24 protein-coding genes are annotated in these 26,750 nt (G+C 34.6%); 15 read left to right on the top strand and 9 right to left on the bottom strand.

The genetic code is table 11. The annotated features are described in order from the left end of the window. Positions 1 to 23 precede the first annotated feature (23 nt). The 5 genes from metE to E0W69_RS00870 all read left to right on the top strand — a co-directional run bounded on the left by metE (position 24) and on the right by E0W69_RS00870 (position 7,056). A complete protein-coding gene (metE, locus tag E0W69_RS00890) occupies positions 24 to 2,354 on the top strand; it encodes a 5-methyltetrahydropteroyltriglutamate--homocysteine S-methyltransferase (RefSeq protein WP_131328153.1) in 2,331 nt (776 codons plus the stop codon). A 65-nt stretch (positions 2,355 to 2,419) separates the two neighbouring features. Then, the gene (locus tag E0W69_RS00885) at positions 2,420 to 2,767 is read left to right on the top strand and encodes a cysteine-rich CWC family protein (protein WP_131328152.1); all 348 of its coding nucleotides are present in this window, start codon (positions 2,420 to 2,422) and stop codon (positions 2,765 to 2,767) included. A 26-nt stretch (positions 2,768 to 2,793) separates the two neighbouring features. After that, complete coding sequence (locus E0W69_RS00880; protein WP_131328151.1) at positions 2,794 to 4,101, top strand: DUF7033 domain-containing protein; 1,308 nt, start codon at positions 2,794 to 2,796, stop codon at positions 4,099 to 4,101. A gap of 31 nt (positions 4,102 to 4,132) precedes the next feature. Then, positions 4,133 to 5,638, top strand: a complete 1,506-nt coding sequence (locus E0W69_RS00875) for a lipopolysaccharide biosynthesis protein (RefSeq protein WP_131328150.1) — start codon at positions 4,133 to 4,135, stop codon at positions 5,636 to 5,638. A gap of 44 nt (positions 5,639 to 5,682) precedes the next feature. Further along, complete coding sequence (locus tag E0W69_RS00870) at positions 5,683 to 7,056, top strand: nucleoside permease (RefSeq protein ID WP_131328149.1); 1,374 nt, start codon at positions 5,683 to 5,685, stop codon at positions 7,054 to 7,056. Between the two features lie 17 nt (positions 7,057 to 7,073). On the opposite strand, the gene E0W69_RS00865 is transcribed toward E0W69_RS00870, so the two are convergent. From E0W69_RS00865 to E0W69_RS00855, 3 genes are all read right to left on the bottom strand, one after another. Continuing rightward, positions 7,074 to 7,817: a polyprenol monophosphomannose synthase gene (locus tag E0W69_RS00865; protein ID WP_131328148.1), complete on the bottom strand. Its 744-nt coding sequence runs from the start codon at positions 7,815 to 7,817 to the stop codon at positions 7,074 to 7,076. A 50-nt stretch (positions 7,818 to 7,867) separates the two neighbouring features. Then, positions 7,868 to 8,638 (bottom strand): 3'-5' exonuclease, encoded by a 771-nt coding sequence (locus E0W69_RS00860; RefSeq protein ID WP_131328147.1) that lies wholly within the window; start codon positions 8,636 to 8,638, stop codon positions 7,868 to 7,870. Between the two features lie 106 nt (positions 8,639 to 8,744). Continuing rightward, entirely contained in the window at positions 8,745 to 10,106 is a 1,362-nt protein-coding gene (locus E0W69_RS00855) for a UDP-N-acetylmuramate--L-alanine ligase (protein WP_131328146.1), read from the bottom strand. A 130-nt stretch (positions 10,107 to 10,236) separates the two neighbouring features. On the opposite strand from E0W69_RS00855, the gene ytxJ reads away from it, so the two are divergent. Beyond that, positions 10,237 to 10,566 carry a bacillithiol system redox-active protein YtxJ gene (gene ytxJ / locus E0W69_RS00850; protein ID WP_131328145.1) on the top strand — a complete coding sequence of 110 codons (330 nt, stop codon included), beginning with the start codon at positions 10,237 to 10,239 and terminating at the stop codon, positions 10,564 to 10,566. A gap of 40 nt (positions 10,567 to 10,606) precedes the next feature. Here the strand turns inward: ytxJ and E0W69_RS00845 are convergent, their stop codons facing one another. The 3 genes from E0W69_RS00845 to E0W69_RS00835 are packed head-to-tail and all read right to left on the bottom strand — an operon-like array spanning position 10,607 to position 12,306. Further along, the gene (locus tag E0W69_RS00845; protein ID WP_131328144.1) at positions 10,607 to 11,215 is read right to left on the bottom strand and encodes an alpha-ketoglutarate-dependent dioxygenase AlkB family protein; all 609 of its coding nucleotides are present in this window, start codon (positions 11,213 to 11,215) and stop codon (positions 10,607 to 10,609) included. Continuing rightward, on the bottom strand, positions 11,202 to 11,447 hold the full coding sequence (locus E0W69_RS00840; protein WP_131328143.1) for an Ada metal-binding domain-containing protein: 246 nt from the start codon (positions 11,445 to 11,447) through the stop codon (positions 11,202 to 11,204). Before E0W69_RS00840 ends, E0W69_RS00845 begins: the two co-directional genes overlap by 14 nt. 10 nt (positions 11,448 to 11,457) lie before the next feature. Then, entirely contained in the window at positions 11,458 to 12,306 is an 849-nt protein-coding gene (locus E0W69_RS00835; RefSeq protein ID WP_131328142.1) for a methylated-DNA--[protein]-cysteine S-methyltransferase, read from the bottom strand. A 394-nt stretch (positions 12,307 to 12,700) separates the two neighbouring features. Here E0W69_RS00835 and E0W69_RS00830 point away from each other — a divergent pair, with 394 nt between their 5' ends. Beyond that, positions 12,701 to 14,341, top strand: a complete 1,641-nt coding sequence (locus E0W69_RS00830; protein ID WP_131328141.1) for a CTP synthase — start codon at positions 12,701 to 12,703, stop codon at positions 14,339 to 14,341. An 87-nt stretch (positions 14,342 to 14,428) separates the two neighbouring features. On the opposite strand, the gene E0W69_RS00825 is transcribed toward E0W69_RS00830, so the two are convergent. Next, entirely contained in the window at positions 14,429 to 15,190 is a 762-nt protein-coding gene (locus E0W69_RS00825; protein ID WP_131328140.1) for an NUMOD4 domain-containing protein, read from the bottom strand. Between the two features lie 215 nt (positions 15,191 to 15,405). Next, a complete protein-coding gene (locus tag E0W69_RS00820; RefSeq protein WP_131328139.1) occupies positions 15,406 to 16,770 on the bottom strand; it encodes a carbohydrate porin in 1,365 nt (454 codons plus the stop codon). Between the two features lie 109 nt (positions 16,771 to 16,879). Between E0W69_RS00820 and E0W69_RS00815 the strand changes: the two genes are divergently transcribed. The 8 genes from E0W69_RS00815 to E0W69_RS00780 all read left to right on the top strand — a co-directional run bounded on the left by E0W69_RS00815 (position 16,880) and on the right by E0W69_RS00780 (position 24,903). After that, entirely contained in the window at positions 16,880 to 17,461 is a 582-nt protein-coding gene (locus tag E0W69_RS00815; RefSeq protein ID WP_131328138.1) for a nitroreductase family protein, read from the top strand. Between the two features lie 45 nt (positions 17,462 to 17,506). Further along, positions 17,507 to 18,076 carry a guanylate kinase gene (gene gmk, locus E0W69_RS00810; RefSeq protein WP_131328137.1) on the top strand — a complete coding sequence of 190 codons (570 nt, stop codon included), beginning with the start codon at positions 17,507 to 17,509 and terminating at the stop codon, positions 18,074 to 18,076. A gap of 10 nt (positions 18,077 to 18,086) precedes the next feature. Beyond that, a complete protein-coding gene (bshA, locus tag E0W69_RS00805; protein ID WP_131328136.1) occupies positions 18,087 to 19,211 on the top strand; it encodes an N-acetyl-alpha-D-glucosaminyl L-malate synthase BshA in 1,125 nt (374 codons plus the stop codon). Between the two features lie 133 nt (positions 19,212 to 19,344). Further along, positions 19,345 to 20,379, top strand: coding sequence for an SDR family oxidoreductase (locus tag E0W69_RS00800; RefSeq protein WP_131328135.1), 1,035 nt, complete (start codon positions 19,345 to 19,347; stop codon positions 20,377 to 20,379). Between the two features lie 7 nt (positions 20,380 to 20,386). Next, positions 20,387 to 21,037, top strand: a complete 651-nt coding sequence (locus tag E0W69_RS00795; protein ID WP_131328134.1) for an NAD-dependent epimerase/dehydratase family protein — start codon at positions 20,387 to 20,389, stop codon at positions 21,035 to 21,037. A gap of 1 nt (position 21,038) precedes the next feature. Further along, the gene (locus tag E0W69_RS00790) at positions 21,039 to 21,830 is read left to right on the top strand and encodes a helix-turn-helix domain-containing protein (RefSeq protein WP_131328133.1); all 792 of its coding nucleotides are present in this window, start codon (positions 21,039 to 21,041) and stop codon (positions 21,828 to 21,830) included. A 310-nt stretch (positions 21,831 to 22,140) separates the two neighbouring features. Further along, positions 22,141 to 23,508, top strand: a complete 1,368-nt coding sequence (locus E0W69_RS00785; RefSeq protein ID WP_131328132.1) for a M16 family metallopeptidase — start codon at positions 22,141 to 22,143, stop codon at positions 23,506 to 23,508. 18 nt (positions 23,509 to 23,526) lie between these two features. Next, positions 23,527 to 24,903 carry a M16 family metallopeptidase gene (locus tag E0W69_RS00780; RefSeq protein ID WP_131328131.1) on the top strand — a complete coding sequence of 459 codons (1,377 nt, stop codon included), beginning with the start codon at positions 23,527 to 23,529 and terminating at the stop codon, positions 24,901 to 24,903. 78 nt (positions 24,904 to 24,981) lie between these two features. On the opposite strand, the gene pafA is transcribed toward E0W69_RS00780, so the two are convergent. Then, positions 24,982 to 26,643 (bottom strand): alkaline phosphatase PafA, encoded by a 1,662-nt coding sequence (pafA, locus tag E0W69_RS00775; protein ID WP_131328130.1) that lies wholly within the window; start codon positions 26,641 to 26,643, stop codon positions 24,982 to 24,984. Positions 26,644 to 26,750 lie beyond the last annotated feature (107 nt).

The following is a 26,750-nucleotide window of genomic DNA, read 5'->3' as shown; positions in this document are numbered from 1 at the left end:
CCTTTCAATTTAATTTAGAAAAAATGCGTACACACAATTTAGGTTATCCGAGGATTGGTAACCACAGAGAATTGAAAAAAGCAGAAGAAGCTTACTGGTCAGGGAAAACAGCGTTGAATGACTTAGTACAAACGGCAAAAGAAATACGCCGACACAATTGGGAATTACAAAAAAATGCAGGTATCGATTTGATTCCGTGCAATGACTTTTCCTATTATGATCAGACATTAGACATGAGTTTATTGTTTGGCGCTATTCCGGATCGTTTTCATGGATTGATGCAGCAAAAACAATTATGTGATATTGATTTGTTATTTGCCATGGCACGTGGTTATCAAAAAGACGAGCACGATATTACTGCAATGGAAATGACCAAATGGTTTGACACTAACTATCATTATATTGTACCTGAATTTAAAGCGAATCAAAAGTTTAGTTTATACTCCAAAAAACCACTCAACGAATTTATAGAAGCGAAATCTATAGTTGAAAATCCAAAAGTGGTTTTATTAGGACCGATTTCCTATTTATTATTGGGAAAAGAAAAAGAAGAAGGTTTTCATCGTTTGGATTTATTGAGCAATTTGTTACCGGCATATTTGGAACTATTAAAAGTTTTGGATGAAAACAATGCCCACTACATTCAACTTGATGAGCCTTGTTTGTCTTTGAATTTAACTGACAAAGAAAGAGCCGCATTTACCAAAACTTACCAAACTATACATGCGAAATTTCCACATTTGCATATCATTTTGGCAAGTTATTTTGAGTGCTATGGAGACAATCTTTCTACAGTTTTGGAATTACCTATCCAAACTTTACACTTGGACTTAGTGCGTTGTCCGGCGCAACTGGACGATATCCTTGCGACAAACATTAAGGATAAAAAATTGAATCTTTCACTTGGAATTGTAGATGGTCGCAATATCTGGAAAAATGATTTTGAACATTCGTTAACTTTTATTGATAAAGCAAAGGCTGTAATCGGGGAAGAGAGAATTTTAGTAGGACCGTCTTGCTCTCTTTTACATAGTCCTTGTGATTTAGATTTGGAAAAAGAAAGTACGAGTTTGACCGCAGACATCAAGCAATGGTTAGCTTTTGCAAAACAAAAAATTGATGAAATAGCAACTTTAAAAGCTTTAGCAACAGGATCAAAAGATGCCCCTATTTTGGAAAAATTTGAAGCAAATAAATTAGCCATTTCCAATAAAAAAACCTCGTCTTTGATTCACAATCCTGCCGTCAAAGAACGAATCAAAGCCATTGACGCCTCTTTTTCCACTAGAAAAAATCCGTTTGAAAAAAGAAGAAAAGTTCAGGAAAATATTTTGAAGTTACCTTTATTCCCAACGACAACAATTGGTTCATTTCCACAGACTAAAGAGATTAGAAACTGGCGTTCACAATATAAAAAGCATGAAATTACATCTGAACTATATGATCTTTTATTAAAATCAGAAACAGAAAAGACGATTAAATGGCAAGAAACAATTGGCTTGGATGTATTGGTGCATGGGGAATTTGAACGTAATGACATGGTAGAATATTTTGGAGAGCAATTATCTGGTTTTGCATTTACCCAAAATGGTTGGGTACAAAGTTATGGCAGCCGTTGTGTAAAACCACCCATCGTTTTCGGGGATGTCTATCGTCCCAATCCTATGACGGTTTATTGGAGTTCGTACGCACAATCTTTGACTAAGAAATGGGTGAAAGGTATGTTGACGGGGCCTGTGACTATATTGCAATGGAGCTTTGTCAGAAATGACCAACCAAGATCTGAAACTTGTAACCAAATTGCATTAGCAATCAGAGACGAAGTAAGTGATTTGGAAAAAGCAGGTATTAAAGTTATCCAAATTGATGAGCCTGCCATACGTGAAGGCCTACCTTTACGAAAAGAAAATTGGGCGACTTATTTGCAATGGGCTGTGAATGCATTTAAAATTTCTGCAAGTTCTGTGGAAGACGCAACGCAGATACATACGCACATGTGCTATTCCGAATTTAACGACATCATTGATTCCATCGCTGCGATGGATGCGGACGTGATTACGATTGAATGCTCTCGTTCTCAAATGGAATTATTGGATGCATTTGCCGATTTCAACTATCCAAATGAGATCGGACCGGGCGTGTACGATATTCACTCTCCACGCGTACCAAGTGAAGAGGAAATGGTTGATTTGTTGAAAAAAGCTCAAAAAGTTATTCCAACCGAAAATCTTTGGGTAAATCCAGACTGTGGTTTGAAAACTAGAAAATGGGACGAAACTAAAAAAGCATTGATCGAAATGGTACAAGCCGCAAGACTTATGCGTACACAAGTACCCATTGAAGCAAATATTTAGTTTGAATTAAATTTTATAGTAACATCCCTTCTTATTTGAGAAGGGATGTTTTATTTTCGCACTTGATGATTTCTTCGAATAAGATATGTCCAAGATGTCAAAAAACATTCTTTTGTAATGCCAATGACATTTCCAATTGTGGATGCCGCACGATTCACTTGCAACAAACTACATTAGAGTATTTATCTAAAACAAACTATGATTGTCTTTGTCCAGCGTGTTTGAATGAAATCAATAATTTAGTTACACAAACGCAAAATTCCAATTTTCCAGATTCGGCAGAAGAGTTAATGGAAGGAATACATTACTATAAAGAAGGAGACTTTTTCGTATTCAAAGAATTTTACCACATACAGCGTGGCTATTGCTGTGCCAATGGTTGTCGACATTGTCCCTATGGAAATGCAAAATAATCCTTGCGAATCCTTACTTTCGTAACATGGTACAGGTCATATGTTACACAGAAAAAATCACCACGAGATTGCAATATATAGTTGCATTTTTGTTGGGAAAAGATGTACACATCACTGATCAATTAACAGAAGCTCATATTTTTTATAGTAATAACAAACCTGATCATCTTGATGTCGTTTGGATACAACCACAAGGATTGTTAGAAGCGGAGGATATAGCTCCTCAAGAAATTCAAATAACAAAAGACACTACTCCTATTTTTTTCCAAAATGAAAGCGATCTCGGTTTTGATATTTTTGCTGCTACATTTTATCTTTTAAGTCGTTACGAAGAATATTTACCCTTTCAAAAAGATGAATATGGTAGATATGCAGTGGAGAATAGTTTGGCATTTCAGAATAATTTTCTCGAATTACCACTCATTGATATTTGGAGAAAAGCATTGCAGGATAAAATTCATTCGATATTTCCACAGATCATTTTTCCAAAAATCGAAGCAAAATATATTCCTACATTTGACATCGATGTTGCATATTCTTATCAAGGAAAATCATTTTTTAGGAATATTGGCGGTGGTTTGAAAGATTTACTGAATAAAAATTTGAACCAAGTAAAAAGCCGTATTTCAGTTCTTTTCAGAAGAGAACAAGATCCGTTTGATACTTACATACTAATAGAAGGTGAATTAAAAAAGTTAAATAGCACCGCTATTTTCTTTTTCCCAATTGCAAGAAAAATACAAGGTTACGACAAAAATATTTTACCCAAAAAAGCCATTTTACAAAATCTCATTCGAAAAATAAACGCCACATATCCAGTGGGAATGCATCCTAGTTGGCATAGCGGAGACGATAAGAATGAATTTATTTGGGAAAAACAATATCTAGAATCCATCATTGAGCAACCTATTTCCAAAAGTCGGCAACATTACATCAGAATGCTTTTACCCGAAAAATATCAACAACTTATTGAGTTGCATATCCAAGAAGATTTTTCGATGGGTTATGGTAGCAGAAATGGATTTCGAGCTTCGACAGCCTATCCATTTTACTGGTTTGATTTGACAAAAAACGAAATAACTCCTTTAAAAATATTTCCCTTCTGTTTCATGGATGCCAATTCTTTTTATGAACAACATTTCTCTGCATCAGAAATGTTGGAGGAATTTAGAAATTATTGGTCTCTCATTCAGAAATTTGGAGGAAATCTCATCAGTATTATGCATAACAATTTCTTATCCGAACAAGTACCTTTTGTAGAATATCGACAGGCAATTCTACAATTTTGGAAAGAAATGCAACAGAAAGAAAACAATAATTCGATAAAAGATTAACTATTTTTACGCCTTCAAATCAAAATGAATAATGGGGATTGTCCGAAAGCAAAGTTTATTTTCTAGTATTATAATTTATATAGGCTTTATTATCGGAGCGATTAATACGATGATCCTATTACCCAAATTTTTTACACCACAAGAATTGGGCTTGACTAGATTGTATTTTGATTTTGCCTCATTATTTGCACCATTCTTGACCTTGGGCGGTTTATCCACGTTGATGAAATTTTTTCCTTTGTACAAATCTCATCTTAAACCTGAGGAAAATGATCTCCCAACTTTGGTACTCGGCGTATTTGCATTTGGATGCATTTTATTCACCGCGGCGTGTTTGATTTTCAAAGAATTCATGGCGCGAAAATTTGGACATAACTCTGCCCTATTTATCAAATATTACTATTATACCATTCCTTTCACTTTGGTTTTTGCGGCATTTGCCGTCATGGAAGGTTTCTGCTGGGTAATACATAAAACGGTGGTTTCCAATTTTTTACGAGAAATTCCATTTCGCTTAGCGACCACCATTTTAATTGTTTTATTTCTTTTTAAAAAAATATCATTAGATACTTTCTTTGCATTATATAGCATTATTTATGTACCCAGCGTCGCGATCGCATTATTTATTTTGATCAAAGATGGAACGATCAAATTATGCTTTAAAATCAGCAAAGTAACAAGACGTCTGTATAAAAAGATTCTCATTTTCACTTCCTTTCACTTATCCGGCGTATTGATTGGCGTTTTGCCAAAAACCTTGGACGGTATCATGATTGCCAGCATTAACGGCTTGACAGAAGTCGGTGTATATACTTTGGCAACGAATCTCATCGCCTTAATGGAAGTACCTCAAAGAGCCATGTTGGGCATTTCTTCTGCGCTAATTTCCGAGGGATGGAAAGACAACAACATGGGCAAATTGCGCGATATATATCAAAAAAGTGCATTGACTTTATTGATATTAGGTATCGGCATATTTGGACTTTTGTATCCCAATATGAATAATTTGATTCGATTTGAAGGTCCATCGTACGAAAAAATGAAAGTCATCGTATTGATTTCCGGCATTGCTAAGATTTTGGATATGGGAATGGGAATGAACCAACAGATTTTAGGTTTTTCAAAACATTGGAAAATTGATTTTTTCACAAGTTCTATATTTGTGATTTTATCCATTCCTATCAATTATATTTTTATCAAGCATTGGGGTAATATCGGAGCTGCTCTCGGTGCCGGATTATTATTGACCGCATTTAATTTTGTACGATTTATCTATAATTGGCGTTTATTTAGATTACAACCATTTAGTAAAAAAACGCTTGTCGCGTTACTGTTAGGTATTATTTGCATATTACCCGCATATTATTTTCCCTTTTTAGATAATATATATGTAGATACACTTGTTAGATCTAGTATCTTCTTATTGCTATTTGGAGGCAGTATTTTGTATTTTAATGTATCGGCAGATATTACTGATATGTATCGTATGTTTGTTTCTAAAATTATGAACAGATTAATAAAAAATAGAGAATTTTAAATCAAACCTATATATTAAAACTACTAACATTAATGCTTTAAATTATGCAGGTAAAATATAGATTAATTGTATTACATTTTTTTCAATTTTTCGTTTGGGGAGCATGGTTAATCACCGTTGCGAACTATTGGTTTGGAACTAAACATTGGGACGGAACACAATTTGGTGCTGTATTTGGAACAATGGGAATTGCGTCCGTATTTATGCCTACGCTTACCGGAATCATCGCGGACAGATGGATGAATGCAGAGAAACTTTATGGAATCTTACATATACTCTACGCGATTTCCCTATTTTATTTAACTAAGGTACAAACGCCAGGAGCGTTCTTTGCGGTCATGTTAATTTCCATGTGTTTTTACATGCCAACAATTGCATTGGGATATTCGATCTCCTACTCTATTTTAAAAAAGCACAATTACGATATTATTACTACTTTTCCTCCTATTAGGGTATGGGGTACAGTAGGATTTATTGCAGCTATGTGGGTGACCAATTTAACAGGCAGTAAGGCTTCTGTTAATCAATTTTATATTGCCTCTGCTGGAGCATTTTTATTAGGAATTTATGGATTTACTTTGATACCATGTAAGCCTGATAAAGCTCAAAAATCATCCTCTTTGGCTGAAACTTTAGGATTGACGGCATTCAAATTGTTTGCGAATAAACAAATCGCTTTATTTTTCATTTTCTCGATGTTTTTAGGAGCAGCATTGCAATTGACCAATGCTTATGGCGATGTCTTCTTATCCGAATTTAGCGCTTATCCAAGCTATGCAGATAGTTTTGTAGTCAAATATTCTACGATTATCATGTCCATTTCTCAGATTTCTGAGACCTTATTTATCCTTGCAATTCCTTTCTTTTTGAAAAAATTTGGGATAAAAAAAGTAATGCTAATTTCCATATTAGCATGGGTTTTACGATTCGGATTTTTCGGATACGGCAATCCGACAAGTGGACTTTGGATGATCATCATGTCTTGTATTGTCTATGGAATGGCATTTGACTTTTTCAATATTTCTGGTTCTTTGTTTATTGAAAGTTCAACTACACCCAAAATACGTTCTTCTGCTCAAGGATTATTTATGATGATGACCAATGGGTTTGGAGCAATTTTCGGAAGTTTGGTTTCCGGAAAAGTCATCGATATGTATTTTACTAAACATTTTCAAAAAGCATCCGATCTTGCGTCATTTCTCAAAACAGATACATCCAACACAAAATTTCAAAGTTATCTTTCCGAAAATCATTTGAATATATTGGGCAATGGCGATCTGAGTAGTATATGGCAAATGAAAGATTGGCATTCAATCTGGATTTGTTTTGCTGCATACGCTTTAGTACTTGCTATTTTATTTATGATATTCTTCAAAGAAACCAAAAAGCCAGAAGATCAAATAGCAATAATGCATTAATAAAAAAAGGTCGGAAATTAATTTCCGACCTTTTTACTATATTTTTTGAATAAGCTCATCCATTCTAATTTGAGTACGCCCCAAATACCTTCTTTCAAGATTCCTTTATTCATTTTACTTACGCCGACTTTTCGATCTCTAAATGTAATCGGGACTTCTATAATTTTGAATCCTAGTTTCCATGTAGCGAATTTCATTTCAACTTGGAAAGCGTAACCGACAAAATTAATTGCATCAAAATTAATCGTGGACAACACTTTTTTAGTATAGCATACGAATCCTGCTGTAGGATCTTTTACAGGTAGCCTAGTGATGATCCTGGTATATAAAGCACCCCCTTTGGAATAAAAATGTCTATCCCAAGGCCAGTTTTCAATCATTCCACCTGGCACATAACGGCTACCAATCGACATATCCCCACCTTGATTTTTGCACGCATCATATAGTCGTTCCAAATCTTTAGGATCATGAGAAAAATCTGCATCCATTTCGAATACAAATTCATAGTTATGCTGTAATGCCCAGTTAAATCCATGAATATATGCCGTACCCAAACCCAATTTCCCTTTTCTTTCTTCCAAGAATAAGATATTGGGATAAACATTCGCCATCAAATCTTTTACAATTTGAGCCGTACCGTCGGGCGAACCGTCATCTATAATTAAAACGTGATAACCTTTATCCAAATCAAAAACGGCTTTGATTATAGCCTCTATGTTTTCTTTTTCGTTATAGGTTGGAATTATTACAAGTTTCTCCAAAAGTATAAAGTTAAAGTAGCAAAAATAATGGATAGATATTTACCTAAATGTTATAATTTATTCAATATCGCTCTATTATATATTTCAGTTAATTTTTGTTTAGTGTTTAATGGAAAATCACTTTTCATCATCCAGTCATAATATTGAGGCTCTTTTTTGAGTACATCCATAACCGCTTGGCCTTTATATTTTCCAAAATTAAATACTTCTACACCTTTTTGTTTGACCATTCTACGCGCGAAATCTACCGTATCATCTTCTCCTGTAAATTTCAGAATGCTGTCCAACGTCGTACCAATATTGGGATAACGAGCCACTTGCGCATCCAAAACTTCCCAGGTCGCAATCACATCTGCCAATGCGCCGTGTGCACCGACCAATTCTTTATCACAATAAAATTTATATGCGGCAGTAAGATTACGAGGTTCCATCATGAAGAATATCTTTTGCGCATCTACGAGCTTGGTATCTTTTAGTGTAAAATCCAAGCCTACACGTAAAAATTCCTCCACCAACATCGGAATATCAAACTTGTTGCTATTATAGCCTCCAAGATCACAATTATGCAAAAATTGCTTCACCTCATTCGCAACTTGTTTGAATGTAGGTGCATCTTTGACCATTTCATCCGTAATACCGTGAATATCAGAAGACGCTTTGGGAATGGGCATTTCTGGATTTAAAAACTTGCGTTTTTGTATTTGCTCTCCATCAGGCATGATTTTGATGATCGCGATTTCCACGATTCGATCTTGGCTGATATTGATTCCTGTCGTTTCTAAATCGATAAATGCAATAGGTCTTTGTAATTCGAGATTCATTCCGTTCTATTATTTTATTGAAATTTCGTTCTAATGTTAGCAAATGAGCCCTGCAAAATATTTCATATTTCTCATTTCACATTTCTTCATTCTTCTAACAACTTTCCTACTTCGTTATTTCGTTGGCAAATGCCTTTATATCTAATCCATCATAGTCACCACTACTCATCAAAAGCAAATTGGCATTTTGATAAATGTGTTGGTGTAACCATGCATCTAAATCTGCTTTATCATTCAAAACAGTTACATTTTTATTACTTCCAAATCCTTCCCAAACTTTTTCTTTAGGCAAATCAGGCATATGCTTGATCGCAAGCGCGTGTTTTGCGTAAAAAACAACTGCTTCATCCGCTTTATCCAAAGCACCTTGATATTGAACCAAAAATGCTTCATTCAAACTGCTATACGTGTGCAATTCTAAAACTGCGACCAATTTTCTATTGGGAAATTGATCTTTTACCGCTTGCATCGACGCTTTTACTTTGCTCGGCGCATGTGCAAAATCACGATAAACATTGGTATTAGCATTGTGTGCTATTAATTCCAAACGTTTGGAAGCGCCTGTAAACGAACTAATTGCATCTAAAAAGTCGGAAATCGTAATTCCTAATTCTTTAGATACATACCATGCCGCGTACAAATTAAGCAAATTATGATTGCCAAAAACGCTCAATTCTTTTTCTACGCCATCGATATTTACGTAGGTAATTCCGTTGTCAATATGATGCGTAGGAATATGGTACGGTTGATAGCGAATATCTGTGCGATGATGCTCCTCAACTAATTTTTTCAGCGTTTCATCCGCCGTATTATATATCAATATACCACCTTTTTCAATCTTATCTATATAGATTCTAAATTGTTCCAAATAGATTTCGAAAGTTGGAAATACATTAATATGATCCCAAGCAATCCCAGTAATTACAGCGATGTGTGGGAAGAGAAAATGAAATTTCGGATGTTTATTTAAGGTACTTGCAGGATATTCGTCTCCTTCGCATACAATCACCGGCGCGTCTGTGATATTGACACTTTGGTCAAATCCTTCCAATTTGGCACCGACCATATAGTCGAAATCTTTATGCAAATGACGAAGCACGTGCATAATCATCGCTGTCGTTGTCGTTTTACCATGACTACCACCAACGACAACACGTTTTTTATCCTTACTTTCTTCGTATATATATTCTGGGAAAGAATAGATTTTTAAACCTAATTCTTTTGCTTTGATCAATTCTGGATTGTCTTCGCGTGCGTGCATACCCAAAATTACTGCATCCAAATCTGCTGTAATATTTGCAGGATTCCAACCAATTTCTTTAGGTAAAATTCCTTCATTCAAAAGATTGGATTTTGCAGGTTCAAATATTTCATCATCCGAACCTGTAACTTGGTATCCTTTTCTTTTTAAAGCAATTGCCAACTGATGCATGACACTGCCTCCAATAGATATAAAATGGATTTTCATGTAAATTTCGATTACTCCTTGCAAAGGTTAAGTAAATGAATGAATTAGCACAATATTTTTCTATTCAAATAGAGACTTTAGGATAAATCTTGGATAATTTTTACCTTTGCTTACATAAAAATTTAGATAAATGAATTGGATTAATCTTACAGAAGAAGCACAATTGGAAGAGATAAATAAAAATTCCGCTGTAAAACCACAGGTGATATTCAAACATAGCACGCGTTGTAGCATCAGTAAAACAGCTTGGAATAGAGTTGAAAAATCTGACAATCTGCCGGACGCAGATTATTACTATTTGGACTTAATTACCTACAGAGACATCTCCAATAAAATACCAGAAATCTATGGTATCGAACATGAATCGCCACAAGTGATCGTAATCAAAGATGGTAAGGCAAGTTACGATGCAGACCATTTTGACATTACGGTAGATGATCTTTCTGAAGCCATCGCATAATATTATTAGGACGGCATTTGAATACACAAATGCCGTTTTTTCAATCTACAATTGTTCGAAAAGTGAGATTGACTCTTGGAGTCATAATTTTCTTTGTTGGCGGCAGTCTATGTAACCAATACGTCTGAGTAGTATCTTTCATTACGAGCAAACTTCCATCTTCCAAAATCAGTTCGACTTTTTCTTTTGTTAATTTGTGTTTAAATGCAAATTTTCTCTCTGCACCAAAACTCAAAGAACCAATCGCTCCATCTTTTTTCAAATCGGTTTCTCCATCACTGTGCCATGCCATTCCCTCTTCGCCACTGTGATACAAATTCAACAAACAAGAATTAAAGGTTTCACCCGTTTCTTTTTCGATGATTGCTTTTAATTCCAATAACTCTTTTGTCCACAGTAACGCGTGCTTTGTTATATTAGAATACGTGTATTCAAATGGTTTTTCACCGTACCAAGCGACTTTCCTTTTAGTCAAAATTTTCTTTCCAAAAATAACCGCTTCATCATTTCGCCATTCAATTGTTTCTAGTAAATTTTGAAAGTAAAAATCCGCTTTTTCCTTTGTTAAAAGTTTACCATAATAATGCACGGTTCCATCTTTTGGTAACCAGTTCTTTGTTTTATCTATTTCGAAGTTAAATAAGTCCATTTTTCCATTTTATATATTCTCTTTTCATGCAATGCCCACAAGGACGGTAATTGTTTTGCGTAGCTTCTTGTTCTGTTGCAAAGAAAATACGATTTTCTTTTTTCATTCTTTTGCCCGACTTGCAAGATAACCATCCGTAAATTTTTAATTTTCGGTTGCCACCAAAAGTGATTTCATTTTTTCGGATTTTACGATGTACCTCTTTATTTCTAAGTTCTAAATGCTTAAGCATATGAATATTTTTAGATTTCAACTTTCGATTTCGCAATCTCCCAACCAATAATCGCCGTTTTGCGTGTATTTCCCCACATATACCCACCGAAATTTCCAGAAGATTGAATTACACGATGGCACGGAATCAGAAATGCTACAGGATTGCTACCAATGGCTGTACCTACCGCTCGAGAGGCTTTGGGATTACCTATTTCTTCTGCGATATTGCCATAGGTGGACAATTTACCCATGGAAATTTTCAACAAAGATTCCCACACTTTTAATTGAAAATCGGTTCCTTTCAGATGTAATTTAATTTCCGGTAATTTGGTCCAATCATTTTGAAAAATAAATAACGCATTTTGTTGAAATGTATCCGTTTTAAGTTGAAATAAAGCATTTGGAAATTTTGCGAATAAAGTCTGTTGGGCAATTTCCTCATTATTTTCAAATGCCATATAACAAACACCTTTTGTGGTGGATGCTATTATTAAAGAACCAAATGGACTTTCTGCAAAATTGTAATTGATGGCTAGATCTCGACCTCCATTTTTATATTCAGCCGGTGTCATGCCTTCAATATTGACAAATAAATCATGTAAACGACTCGTGCTAGACAATCCCGTTTCAAATGCCGTGTCAAATAAAGTTGCTTGTTCTTGTTGGAGCAATTTTTTGGCGTGTTCCACGCTTATATATTGCAAAAACTTTTTCGGACTCGTACCTGCCCATTCTGTAAATAATCGTTGAAAATGTGCTGGACTCAAGTGTATTTGTGCCGCAACTTCCTCTAGATTGGGCTGTCGTTTAAAATTTTGCTTAATATATTCAATAGCTTCTGCGATGCGATCATAATGTATTTGATTTTGCGTGTTCATATATTCCAACTTATAATGCAAATATCTGCACTCTTTCTCTGCTATAAAATCCGAAACATGCGCAATTGTCCTAAATTTTTATTTATTAAAAGTTCTACCTAGAAATTAAATTTTCTTTAAGTCTTAGAATTCCAGTTTAAAAACCATTCTAATTTTTGTAAATGCATTTGATAAAATTCTAAACCCAAACTATAAAAATTTTTTCTAATTAAAAATAGTCATAACTTTGCATGACCTCTCAAAATTAAACCACCAACGGAAATCGTATAACAACAGCATTGTTAGCATGGTGTAGGTCAATAAGTTTTTATATTTCATTTCATTTAATAATTGTCTTTTACTTAGGGTCGATTCATATCATCTTATGTAGGGGCTTTATTTTTATATAAATATTATGGCAAAACATGTTTTCGTTACCGGTGGTGTAACAAGTAGTTTAGGAAAAGGAATTGTTGCCGCGTCTCTTGCTAAATTGTTACAAGCGCGTGGTTTTAAAGTTACAATTCAAAAATTTGATCCATATATCAATGTGGATCCAGGTACACTCAACCCATACGAACATGGAGAATGTTTTGTTACTGAAGATGGAGCAGAGACCGATTTGGACCTTGGACACTACGAGCGTTTTTTGAGTGTAGATACATCTCAAGCCAACAACGTTACAACTGGTAGAATCTATCAAACCGTTATCAACAAAGAGCGCGAAGGTGCCTATTTGGGTAAAACTGTTCAGATTGTACCACATATCACGGACGAAATCAAAAGAAGAATGTTGCTTTTAGGTAAAGATGATAAATATGATATCGTCATTACCGAATTGGGTGGCACGATTGGCGATATTGAAAGTTTGCCCTTCGTAGAAGCGGTACGTCAATTACAATGGGAATTACCAGAAGAAGATGTATGTGTGATTCACTTGACATTGGTTCCTTATTTGCGCGCAGCGAAAGAATTAAAAACCAAACCTACCCAACACAGCGTGCGTATGATGAGCGAAAATGGGGTACATCCAGACATCATCGTTTGCCGTGCTGAAGAATCCATTGGCTATGATATTCGTAGAAAAATAGCGCAATTCTGTAATGTAAAACAAGAAGCTGTTATTGAGTCCATGGATGCATCTACAATATACGAAGTGCCATTAAATATGCTTCGTGAAAAATTAGATGTAATCACTTTGAAAAAATTAAATATCACCAATTATCCAGAACCGGACTTGACACAATGGAAAGGATTTTTGGACAAATTGAAATATCCAAAAAGCCAAGTAACGATTGGTTTGGTTGGAAAATATATTGAACTTCAAGATGCGTACAAATCCATTTTGGAAAGTTTTATTCACGCAGGTGCGGTGAATGAAGTCAAGGTAAAAGTGGTTAATATTCATAGTGAATTCCTAACGCCTGAAAATGTACCCGAAAAATTAAGTGGTTTGGATGGTATGTTAGTTGCTCCAGGTTTTGGGTCTAGAGGTATTGAAGGAAAAATCGAAGCAATTCGTTATGCACGTGAAAATGGTATACCATTCTTCGGTATTTGTTTAGGTATGCAAATGGCAGTAATTGAATTTGCACGCAACGTATTGGGATTGAAAAAAGCACATTCTATCGAAATGGACGCGAATACGCCTTATCCAGTGATCAATATGATGGAAGAGCAAAAGAAAATCAAAATGATGGGAGGCACAATGCGTCTTGGCTCCTACCCTTGCGAAATTATGCCTGGTTCATTAGCTGAAAAGATTTATGGCAAATTAGAAATTTCGGAAAGACATCGTCATCGTTACGAATTTAACAATGATTATCTTTCTCAATTTGAGGCTGCTGGTATGATTGCGAGTGGTAAAAATGAACATTCTGGTTTGGTAGAAATCATCGAAATTCCATCTCATCCTTTCTTTATCGGTGTACAATTTCACCCAGAATTGAAAAGTACAGTGGAACATCCGGCACCATTATTCGTAAGTTTCGTAGATGCTGCAAGAGCCTATAAAGAAGATCGTGTTGCATCCAAAGCAAGTTCTATAGAAGCATAATTTAAATGCTTTTTCAAATAATAAAAAAATGCAAGGTTTTCAACCTTGCATTTTTTTATTATTTTGATACAAATGTTTTCAATTTTATTAATCTGGGATAGTAACATGTGCCCAATTCTCCCCAGTTTTAATACGCCAAACTTGCATATCAGATATATCATATTGTTTTGCGATTTGCTTCAAAGGTCTTGCTCTTTTTAGTTGGAGCTTGATGTGCATGACTTGTGTAGAGGTAAGTTTCGCACCTTTTTCTCTAATAATTGGATTATTTTTTCGCCTATTTCTTTCGAAAATCACGTTAGGATTTTTATTTTGATGTAACTGATTTTCTTCCAGTGTCATCCATTTCAGATTCGTAACCGCATTGTTTAGTTTATCAAAATCAAGATGTCCAACCACTACTTGATTTTCTTTGGGTTTCGGTAAAAAATTAGTCGCGACCAATCTATGTATTAAAAAGTGTCGGTAATTTGTCCGTTCTTTTAAATTTTTCTTGCGTCTTTTACTAAGATCCGTTTTCTTTTTATCTATAAGTTGAACTATTTTTTCGATATTTTCAATATGATCACCCTTCTTAATCTTTTCTCTCTTCTTAAGATATAATTTAGATATAGATGCGTTTAATTCGTCTATTTTCAATTGAACTTTTTCATCTCTAGGTGTAAATAATTTTAAACGTATAACTTTATAACCTTCAGTTAGAGACCCATTTAGGATACGTCCATCTGACAATTTATTAAAACTTCTTATTCGTCCCCAATTGGAAACTTCAAATCGACAATTATTGGTAAATTCAATATCAAAGGTTACTGGCTTCCATTTTTCTTTTCCAATTCTGTTTCCTAACATATTTTTTGCTGAAATAATTAAGTAGAGTGTTCCATTTAAATAAAATGTAAAGGCATTTGGACGGAATAAAACGTTTTATAGAATCGATTAAAAACCCATCCAAACTCCTATTATTGCTAAATTAAAAAAATTACCGCATAAACTAGTAGTTTATGCGGTAAAACAAAATTTTTGTTTAGAATAATTTTCTAATTATTTAATATTTATCACTACACTTAAAATTCCGTATGCACTCTAATGGACAAAAAATTGGCTGGACCGCGATCTTTATTGTAACCAGGATGTAATGCAAATTGATAATCACCTGTGATCCAAAGTGGCTTGGATGTTGGCTTAAAACTATAGTATAATTCGGTTATACATTCTGGTGCATAATTCAATTTTCCATCACCTAAAATAAATCCATTACCACCCATTGCTAAATATTCACGATGCACCGCAGAAAGTCCATTAGCTACAAAAGCAAGCCCAATATTATCCTCAGCGCGTGACCATTTGGTTCCTGTAGTGGAAATACCCAAACTCGCAGTTTTATCTATTTCAGTAAAATTCCAAGTTTCATTTTTTCCATCATTATATCCTACCCGTCCAAACAATCCAAATGTATTAGGTAAGGCCTGATCAAAATTTAACCCAAATCCATATTTGTGTCTTCCACGTAGTCTTGTAGCAATGATATCAGGAGTCGTATTAGTCTCCTTTGCAATATCAATAGCTTCTTGATAACTACCCATATCCGCTTTGTTATTGAAATACAAAACACTTGCATGCCCAGGATATTTTTTAATATTATACGTTGCTGTTATTTGAGCATTCATCGCCAATTCTTGATTCAAATGCGTATTTAATTCAGCTCCATTAGCAACAACAGGTAAAGAGGAAATACTGTATTTGTAATTTAAAAAGCCGTAATCCAATTCTGCCGTTGCGATATAAGTATAACCTCTTACATTGGCTGCAAAATCCCAAGACCCATTATTCATTAAACTCCAGTTGAGAAATTGTGTCCTGGGCGTATTACTATATTCGTTATTATCAAACATATCTGCTAATGAATATTTACCAACCGTAAATTTCAAATAATTAACAGGAACAGGCTCTTCCAATTGATTCTCATCGTCAGATTGTTCTTCTGTTTTGGAATTTAGGGAAATAGTTTGTTCCAAATACCCTCTTGCTAAATACAACTGTGGCGATGGATTTCCCACACGAAAAGTTTCGCCATTGGGCGCACCACCCATACCTTGTGCACCAGATAATCCACTACCACCGGCAATTTCTGGATTAATAAAAAACGCTGCACCTTTCCATAATTTCACACCCAAAAAAGCGGTTGCGGTAACAGAATTCTGATTTTCTTTTGCTGCTTGCAAACTATAAGGTCCACTATACAACGCACGCATTTTTTCTTTCGTTTGATTAATATACGTCATCTGAAAATGCAAATTAAAACGTTGCGAATCGCTTACAAATTTATTAAACAATCCATGTTGTCGCGTATAACTAATAGTATCCGTCTGGGAAAATGCAGGAGCACTTAAAAAACAAAACAATACAACTACAATTAGGTATTTAAACATTTAAACGTAAATTTTTTCAAAGATAGCTCTTAGACTGATAGATATGTTAATCGTTTAATAATCCGTAATTCGTAAACAATACTTTCAAATACAAATGTATCTTTGCGTCATGAAAAATTTTGAAATAATAGCCGACAATATACGCGCCAGAAGGAGCACCAAGCCAGCCACACTCAATGGAAAAATCATAGCAAAAAAAGATATTGAATCTTTATTGGAATTGGCGAATTGGGCACCAACGCACGCGATGACCGAACCTTGGAGATTTATTGTGTACACGGGAGAAGGCAAAACAAAATTTGCACAAGATCAAGCCGAACTCTACAAAAAAAATACGCCAGAAGATAAATTCATGGAAGCAACTTATCAGAAATTGCAAAGCAATACTACAAACGCTTCTCATGTAATCGTGGCAATTATGAAACGAGGCAACAATCCTAAAATCCCTGTTTTGGAAGAAATCTGCGCAGCAGCGGCTGCCGTTCAAAATATTTTATTGGGTGCGGAAGCTTTAGGGATTGCCGCATTATGGAGTACTGGCGGATTAACATTTTCTCCTATTTTGAAAGACTATTTACAATTAGGAGAAGAAGATCAAGTGATTGGTCAATTGTATTTGGGATATGCTGATAGCGAAAAAGAAGGAACAAGGTTAAGCTCAGGTGAAGCAAAAACAACCTGGCACGAATAAGTTCATTTTTTTTACATAACTATCTAAATTACAAAATATTAAGAAATGCCCACAGGAAAAATAATTATACTTACAGCGCCATCGGGAGCGGGAAAATCATCCATCGCTTATTATCTTTTGGAAAATAATGAATGGTTGGCATTCTCCGTTTCTGCAGCTACACGTGAAAGACGCAACGGCGAAATTGAGGGAATTCATTATTACTTTATGTCGCCTGAAGAGTTCAGAGCGAAAGTAAAAAATGATGAGTTTTTGGAATGGGAAATGGTGTACAAAGACAATTATTATGGCACTTTAAAATCGGAAATCGAGCGCATCTGGTCAGAAGGTAAAACGCCGATTTTGGATATCGACGTTAAAGGAGCCATACATATACAGCAAGAATATCCGAATAATACGCTTTCTATTTTCGTAGCACCTCCATCTGTAGAAGTATTGGAAAAAAGATTGCGCGGACGAGGAACAGAATCGGAGGAAAAAATCCAAACGAGAATGAGCAAAGCGGCTTATGAAATCTCCTTACAAAGTTCATTTGACAAAGTAATTTTAAATGATGACTTAGACAAAGCGTGTGCAGAAGCAGAAAAAATCATCACGCAATTTGTCAAAAATTAAACAAAAACTTATGCGCATAGGTATCGTATGCTATCCTACATTTGGCGGTAGCGGCGTTTTGGCAACAGAATTGGGCAAAGCCTTGGCAGACAAAGGACACGAAGTACATTTTATCACCTATCGACAACCCGTGAGATTGAGCCTTTTCAATGCCAATATATTTTATCACGAAGTTCCGGTACCGGATTATCCCCTGTTTGAATATCCGCCATACGAATTGGCATTGGCAAGTACGATGGTCGATGTTATCAATAATTATCATTTAGATTTGATGCACGTGCATTACGCTATTCCACATGCATCAGCGGCATATATGGCGCGTCAAATTGTCAAAAAAAGCACAAACAGAAGTGTTCCTTTTATCACAACTCTGCATGGTACAGATATTACATTGGTAGGAAAAGATAAAACGTACGAACCAGTAGTTACGTTTTCTATCAACGAAAGCGATGGAATTACTGCCGTTTCTAATAATCTGAGAGAAGAAACATACAAATATTTTCCTATAGAAAAAGATATCAAGGTCATTTATAACTTTGTAGATGTCAAGCGTTTCAATAAAAAGCCCGTCGATGCTTTTAAAAAAGTATTAGCTCCTAATGGCGAAAAAATACTGATCCATGCATCCAATTTCAGAGAGGTAAAACGCGTAACGGACGTTATTAAAATATTTGAAAAAATACATCCTGCCGTGCCTTCCAAATTATTAATGGTGGGCGACGGACCAGAAAGACCATGCTGTGAAGAATTAGCAAGAAAATTTGGCTTGCAAGATCAAATCCGTTTTTTGGGAAAACAAGAACAAATGGAAGAAATCTATGCCGTGTCCGACTTATTTGTCCTTCCCTCCTCTTACGAAAGTTTTGGTTTGGCCGCACTAGAAGCGATGGCGGCAAGTGTTCCTGTATTGAGTACCAATGCTGGCGGTTTGCCGGAAGTGAATATTCCTGGTCGTACAGGCGAATTATTCAATGTAGGCGATGTTGAAGATGCTGCAAAAAAAGGCATTGCAATATTAAGCGACGAAGAGAAATTGAAAAAATACAAGCAAAATGCATTCAAACATGCACAAGATTTTGATGTACATAATATCATTCCAATATATGAAGATTTATATCAATCATTCTTAAAATAATAATTGTTTAAAAGTCCAAAAAAAGCGTGCAAATGCACGCTTTTTTTGGACTTTTAAACAAAACAAAATTGGACTTCTTAACAAAGTAACTAGTAAATTTTATATGCAACTTTGCATTATAAATTTACAGTATATGAATAATAAAGAAACTGTTTTGGTAACAGGAGGAACCGGTTTTGTTGGTGTTCATTGTATTTTACAATTATTACAACAAGGATATAATATCAAGACTACCATACGAAATCTGAATAGAAAAGAAGACGTAATCAAAATGTTGAAAAATGGTGGCATCCATTCATTTGAAAAACTAAATTTTGTACAAGCGGATTTAACCAAAGAGGATAATTGGGACGAAGCTGTACAAAATTGTACCTATGTTTTACATGTTGCCTCTCCCATTTTTCTATCCTTACCGAAAGATGATAATGAGATGATACGTCCTGCGGTCGATGGAACTCTACGCGTATTAAAAGCGGCAAAAAAAGCCGGCGTAAAACGAGTCGTAATGACTTCTAATTTCGGTGCTATTGGTTATAGTCACAAAGACCCAAATATAGAAATCACCGAAAAAGAATGGACTGATCCAAATGAAAAAGGTCTATCCTCCTATAACAAATCAAAAGTATTAGCAGAAAAGGCCGCATGGGCATATATAAATAAAGAAGGCGGCACAATGGAATTTGCTACAATTAACCCTACTGCAATATTTGGTCCGGCATTAGGGAAAGATTTGTCTAGTGGATTTGAACTAATTAAAAATCTACTAGATGGTACAATGAAAGCCATTCCTAACTTGTATATGAATGTAATTGATGTACGAGATGTTGCAGATTTACATATAAAAGCGATGACCAATCCAATGGCAAATGGACAACGATTTCTAGCATTGGCAGGTGGAAAAATTTCGCTCCCAGAAATTGCCATTTTTTTGAAAAAAAATATGCCTGAAATTACCACAAAAACTTCATCACAGATACTTCCAGATTGGTTGGTTAGATTGGGAGGGTTATTCAATCCAAAATTAAAGAACCTTGCCTCTATGCTAAAGACAAATAGAAATACTAGTAATGAAAAAGCTAAAATAGTATTGGGATGGACACCTATTGCTACTAACCATGAAGCAATTATAGAATCAATTAAAAGTATGCGTAAATTTGGAAATATATAATATAACCATGAATGTAATAATTACTGGAGCAACCGGGATGGTCGGAGAAGGAGTATTATTGGAATGTTTGCAAAGCAGCAAGGTATCTACAATATTAAGCATTTCTCGGAAATCTTGTGGCATTCAAAATACCAAACTCAAAGAATTAATTATTACTAATTTTTTGGAGATAGAAAATTATGCTGACAATTTGAAAGACTATGATGCATGTTTCTACTGTGCAGGTAAGAGTTCGGCAGGCATGACAGAGTTAGACTATGAAAAATTGACTTATGATACTACAATTCATTTTGCAAATATCCTGAAACGTATTAATCCAAACCTTATTTTCAATTTTATCTCTGGTAGAAGTACGGACAATACTGAAAAAGGGAAAATTATGTGGGCAAGAATTAAAGGAAAAACGGAAAACGAATTAACTAAAATATTCGCGAATAAAGCATTTCATTTCAGACCAGCATTGATGAAACCCACAAAAGGGCAAATTCATTTATATGGTTACAATCGTTATATTCATAAGTTTCTCTATCCTATACTTAGTATTTTATTTCCTTCTATAAGTTTAGAAACTTTAGGGCGAGCCATGATAAATACTGCAACCCAAGGATATTCGAAATCTATTTTAGAAGTTGAAGACATAAAAAAAGCAGCGAAGTAAAATGAGAGCAACAGAAATAAAATCTTGTTATATAGGTCCCGAAATATCACCAGAACAATTCATTCCTGAACATATTTTTTTATATTTAGCAAAGGGAACTATACATGGTTATGATGGTAACAAACATCATATTTTAAATTCGGGAGACTATTGTCTCATCCGAAAAAATCGTTTAGGACGTTATAATAAGGTAAAAATTAATGATGCATTTGAAAAAATATTTGTCATATTTGATGCGTCCTTTCTTAAACGATTTCAAGAAAAATACAAAACCAACATTACTAAGTTTAATTCAAATGATGTTTTTATTCAAATAAAACCAACTGAATTAATACCGAATTATATCCAATCTCTAATGCCGCTCTATAATCATTTGGGGAAAATTGAAGAGCCATTTGCAGAATTAAAAAGAGAAGAACTTTTATTGATTTTATTAAAATCACAACCCGAGCTTTCAGGAGTACTTTTTGATTTCGGCAAACCTGAAAAAATAAATTTAGAAGCGTTCATGACTAAAAATTTTAAATTCAATGTAAGTATACAACGATTTGCCTATTTAACAGGGCGCAGTCTATCCGCCTTTAAAAGAGATTTTAAAGAAATATTTAATGATACGCCCAATCATTGGTTAATTACTATGCGACTCAAAGAAGCTCATTTTTTGCTAGATAAAAAACAAGAAAAACCTTCAGACATATATTTAGATCTAGGTTTTGAGGACTTGTCACACTTTTCATTTTCTTTCAAAAAGCAATTTGGCTACGCCCCATCTCATCTAACTAAAATGTCATAGCTTATTGATTTTAAAATAAATAAGCTATGAAAATATTGTCACTAAACCCCAGAACACCACTTACAAAAACTATTCACATTTGCTTTCCAAGCATTTAATAATGCTATGATTATTGTAGAAACTTCATTGAAAATATTTGTAAAAGCTAGATAAGCATCAGCATTGTATAGTCTAAAAATATAAGCATTTGGTGATCCACATCTTAATTGCAAACAAAAACACCAAACTATAATTTAATTTTATTATTGCTAGGTTCCACTTATCTTTATAGAGCTATTGCATATTTAAACACTTAATTAAAACTAAACAAATGAAAATGTTCACCCTGACCCTAGGGCTGCTCCTATTTGGAATGGGGGCCTATGCACAATCACGCCTACCTAAAGGGTATTTTTGGGACAGCCTTCCCAATGGTCTACAAGTCGTTGTTATAGAAAATAGTAAAGTTCCATTAGCCACAATAGAAATTGCGGTAAAAAATGGAGCTTATACAGAAGGTCCTGAATATAGTGGTCTCAGCCATTTATTTGAACATATGTTCTTTAAAGCAAACAATGACTATCCAAATCAAGAGAAATTTTTGAAACGTACGCAAGAGCTCGGTGCAATATGGAATGGAACTACGGGAGAAGAAAGGGTAAATTATTTTTTTACCATTCCAAAAGACAGTCTAGATGCCGGCTTACATTTCATGAATTCAGCAATACGTTTTCCAATTTATCGCCCGGAAGATATGGCTAAAGAAAGACCTGTGGTAGATGGTGAATTTCAAAGAGCTGAAAGTAGTCCAGATTTTCAATTATGGTATGCCGTCAGTAAGAATATGTGGGGCGATTTAATGACTAGAAAAAATCCTATAGGGGATCATAATATCATCAATACGGCAACTCCTGAAAAAATGATGATTATAAAAAATAAATATTATGTACCAAATAACTCATTATTAGTTGTTTGTGGTGATGTGCAACATCAATCAGTAATGACTGAAATTGAACAAATATTTGGAAACTGGAAAAGAAGTGCCGTCAATCCACAAATTCAATATCCTATACCTGAATTTAAACCGTTGGACCATACCGATTATTTTGTAAAAGAGTCCAGCATAGCTCAAACCCCATTTATAATGATGGAGTGGCAAGGACCAGACACCCGCAAAGATTCCGCAGCTACTTTAGCGGCAGATGTTTTCAGTACAATTTTGGGATTAAATTCATCCAAATTCCAACAATCTTTAGTTAATACTGGTCTGGCAACTTATGCAGGTATTGGTTATCAAACTGCAAAGTATGTTGGACCCATTTCTATCTACCTAATGCCCAATCCAAAAAATTTGAAGGAATGTATTGATAGTTTAGAAACGCAGATAAGTATGATGGGAGACGAAAATTATTTCACAGACGAACAGTTGAATGATGCGAAAGAAAAACTCAAACGCCAACAAATTAGAGAAAGGGAAAAACCATCTGCATTAGCTAGTCAGTTAACATTTTGGTGGTGCAGTGCATCGTTAGATTATTTTAGTGATTATTTCTCTAATTTGGAAAAAATATCTAAGGCGGACGTACTTGCATACGCAAAAAAATATATTGTAAATAAACCACACGTTGCTGGTATGATTATCAATCCAGAAATGAATAAAGCATTACATCCCGCTTCTTTCTTTAAACCAATTCAATAATGCAATCAATACATTAACATGAAAAAAGTAATATTTAAATATATTCTGTTAAGCTCTATCTTTTTAAATTGGTCAATAAATTCTAAGGCGCAAGCATCCAAAGCTTATGAGATGACCGTCGATGGCGTAAAAGTTATAGTACAACCTGTTGAAAATAATGATATAATTGAGATACAGACAATCTTACAAGGTGGCGTACAAAATTATCCTTTATCCAAGCAAGGAATTGAATCTCTTGCGATGACAGCACTTACTGAATGCGGAACAGCCAACTATACTAAAAATCAATTTAAAGATCAATTAGATAAAGTCAATGGATATATTTATGCAAATACATCTATGAATTATGCAACTATTCGAATGAATTGTATCAATAGTGATTTTAGTAAAGTATGGCCATTATATGTTGAAGCAATCAAAAAACCTGCATTTAATCCAAAAGAATTTGCAAGAATAAAACAAGATGCAATCAATACCTTAAAATCTAATGAATCCGATCCTGATGCATCACTGGAACAAATGGTCAGAAAAACTGCATTTCCAGGCAAGGACTATGAAAAGAATCCTAATGGAACAGAAAAAACATTAGAGAGTATTTCCTTAACTGAAACACAAAACTATTATAAATCTATCTTAGAAAAATCTAGAATGTTTATAGTTATAGTAGGAGATTTAAATAAAGCAGATATCGAAACTTATATCCATACGCTTTTAGCTGGAATACCTCAAGGAAATCCGTTCCACCTAAACAAAAATATGTATAACCCCACCAAAAATACTTTTACATCTCAAACAAAAGAGAATGCAACAAATTATATAGAAGGTATCACTAGTGGTCCGACGCCTGGTTCTGCAGACTACAATGCATTTCAATTGGCGATGCGTATATTTTATGATAAACATTTTCTAGAAGTACGAACCAACAACGGATTGTCCTATGCTCCGATGGCATACTTCAATGGAGGTGCAACAAGTAGTTCTGCTGTATATGTAACAACAACAGATCCAAATAAATATATTGCTGTTGTACGCGGATTGATTCAGAAAGTTAAGAAAGACGGATTTTCTGCAGATGAATTAAAAAATATGAAAACCACTTATCTTACTACTACTTATTACAAACAAGAAACAAATTCTGCTCAGGCATCTTCTTACGCATCGAATCAAGTTTTACATGGTGATTGGAAAAGATCTAATACATTGAATGCTGACATTAATAAAGTTTCGTTGGAAGATGTAGACAAGGCATTTAATAAATATATCAATAATATGACTTGGGTATATCAAGGAGATACTTCGAAAGTTAATCCTAAATTATATACATTACCAAATAATCTGAATACTAAAAAGAATAATCTAAAGAAAGCAACATTTGATAGTAAAAAATTAGATTAGAGAAAAATCCAGCTTATTAAAATTTACATAAAGATGGCTAGGAAAGAATCCTAGCCATCTTTATGTAAAATCAAAATCTTAATTTTCTAATGCTTCTGTTACTACATTTCCGATACAACCACTCGGCATTTGAATATGTAATAGTCCTGCTAGAGTAGCGGCGATATCCGTCATATAAGTTTCACGGTTGGTTGATCCAGTTTTTATACCCCAACCATAAAACACCAATGGAATATGCGAATCATAAGGATTCCACTCACCATGTGTCGTACCCAATTTAGAACCATCAAAATATCCTGGTTTTAAAATAATCTGAATCTGACCGCAGCGTTGCGCAAAATAACCATTCGTAATTCTTTGTTTTTGTACTTCAGGTAAGATAGTTTGACTCAATTTATTGAATGCAAATGCAGAAGCAACTTCTGGTTTTTTTATTAAATAATTGATGATCCAATTCGTCAAATCTTCTCTATTGATATTTTCTGTATGAGAAAGCAATTCATCATTGAGGATAACTTGATATTCCATGATATCCTTAATAATATTTCCAAATCCATATTTCTGTTTCAATTGCTCATTCATGTCATTTTTAGCCGCTTTACCGTCAAATACACCACCAGGCATTTTATGTGCAATAGAATATCCAGCTGCGTGCGCAGCACCATGATCCGCAGATAAGAATACCGTATAATTACCACGACCGACCTGTGCATCTAACGCATTTAAAACGCGTTCAATTTCTTTATCCAAACGCAAATAATCATCTAATTGTTCCCATGAATTGGGACCCTGCGCATGGCCAATATAGTCTGGCGAGGAAAAACTAATTGCCAACATATCGGTAGTTTCTCCTTTACCCAAATTTTCCCCTTTCAATGCTGCAATTGCCATATCTGCAGTGAGTGTATTGGCATAAGGCGTGTACATTATTTTTCCATAGTCTTTACCAATAAATTGTGTCAGATTATAGGGAAATGAATTTTGTCCTGCGGTTATCGGTGTCGCTTCGTAATCATTTTGATCTGTTTCTGAGGCATATTTTTCATACACACTTTTGGGCTCAACTAAATCCCAATTTTTGGTATATAAAGAATCTACACGATGCTTTCCATTAAAATTTTCTACCCAGTCAGGCAAAGTGTCCATATAATATGTGCTCGACACAAAATTACCAGATTTTGCATCATACCAATACGCCGCTGTTGGATTATGTCCTGCTGGCAATATGGAGGCGCGATCTTTACACGCGATTCCAACTACCTTACTTTTAAAATTGGTAGCCAACCTTAATTCATCACCAATCGTCGTTGCAAACATATTTCTAGGACTATTTTCGCCAACTTTACTATTATCGCTACCAAGCGTCTCTACAGTTGTATCACTTGTACAATAGACATATTGTTTAGTCAAATTATCAAACCAATCATTACCAACGATCCCGTGTATTGCAGGAACAGAACCTGTGTAAATGCAAGTATGTCCAGCGGCTGTAACAGTAGGCATATAAGGAATAAAAGTATTTTCACAAGAAAAACCCTCACCTAATAAACGACGAAATCCACCATTTGCGGCATATAAATCATGAAATCTATACAAATAATCCCAACGCATTTGATCGACAACCAATCCTACCACCAATTTGGGACGTGCTAATTTAGTCGCTATTTTTTTACTATTATTTTGTCCAAATGCAGGAGAAATAAGTATGGAAACGAAAATAAAACTGAATATTTTTTTCATGTATCTCAATATCTTATGGAAAAAAGTGATGCAAGCGAAGTTAACTTAGATTGTTGATATAAGAAAGTTAGGAAATCGTAAATTATTGTCTGGATGGTGAGACTTTT

The organism is Rhizosphaericola mali (genome assembly GCF_004337365.2).
Lineage (GTDB): Bacteria > Bacteroidota > Bacteroidia > Chitinophagales > Chitinophagaceae > Rhizosphaericola > Rhizosphaericola mali.
The sequence above is the reverse complement of the archived record's forward strand: the minus strand, read 5'-3'. Positions and strand labels throughout refer to the sequence as shown.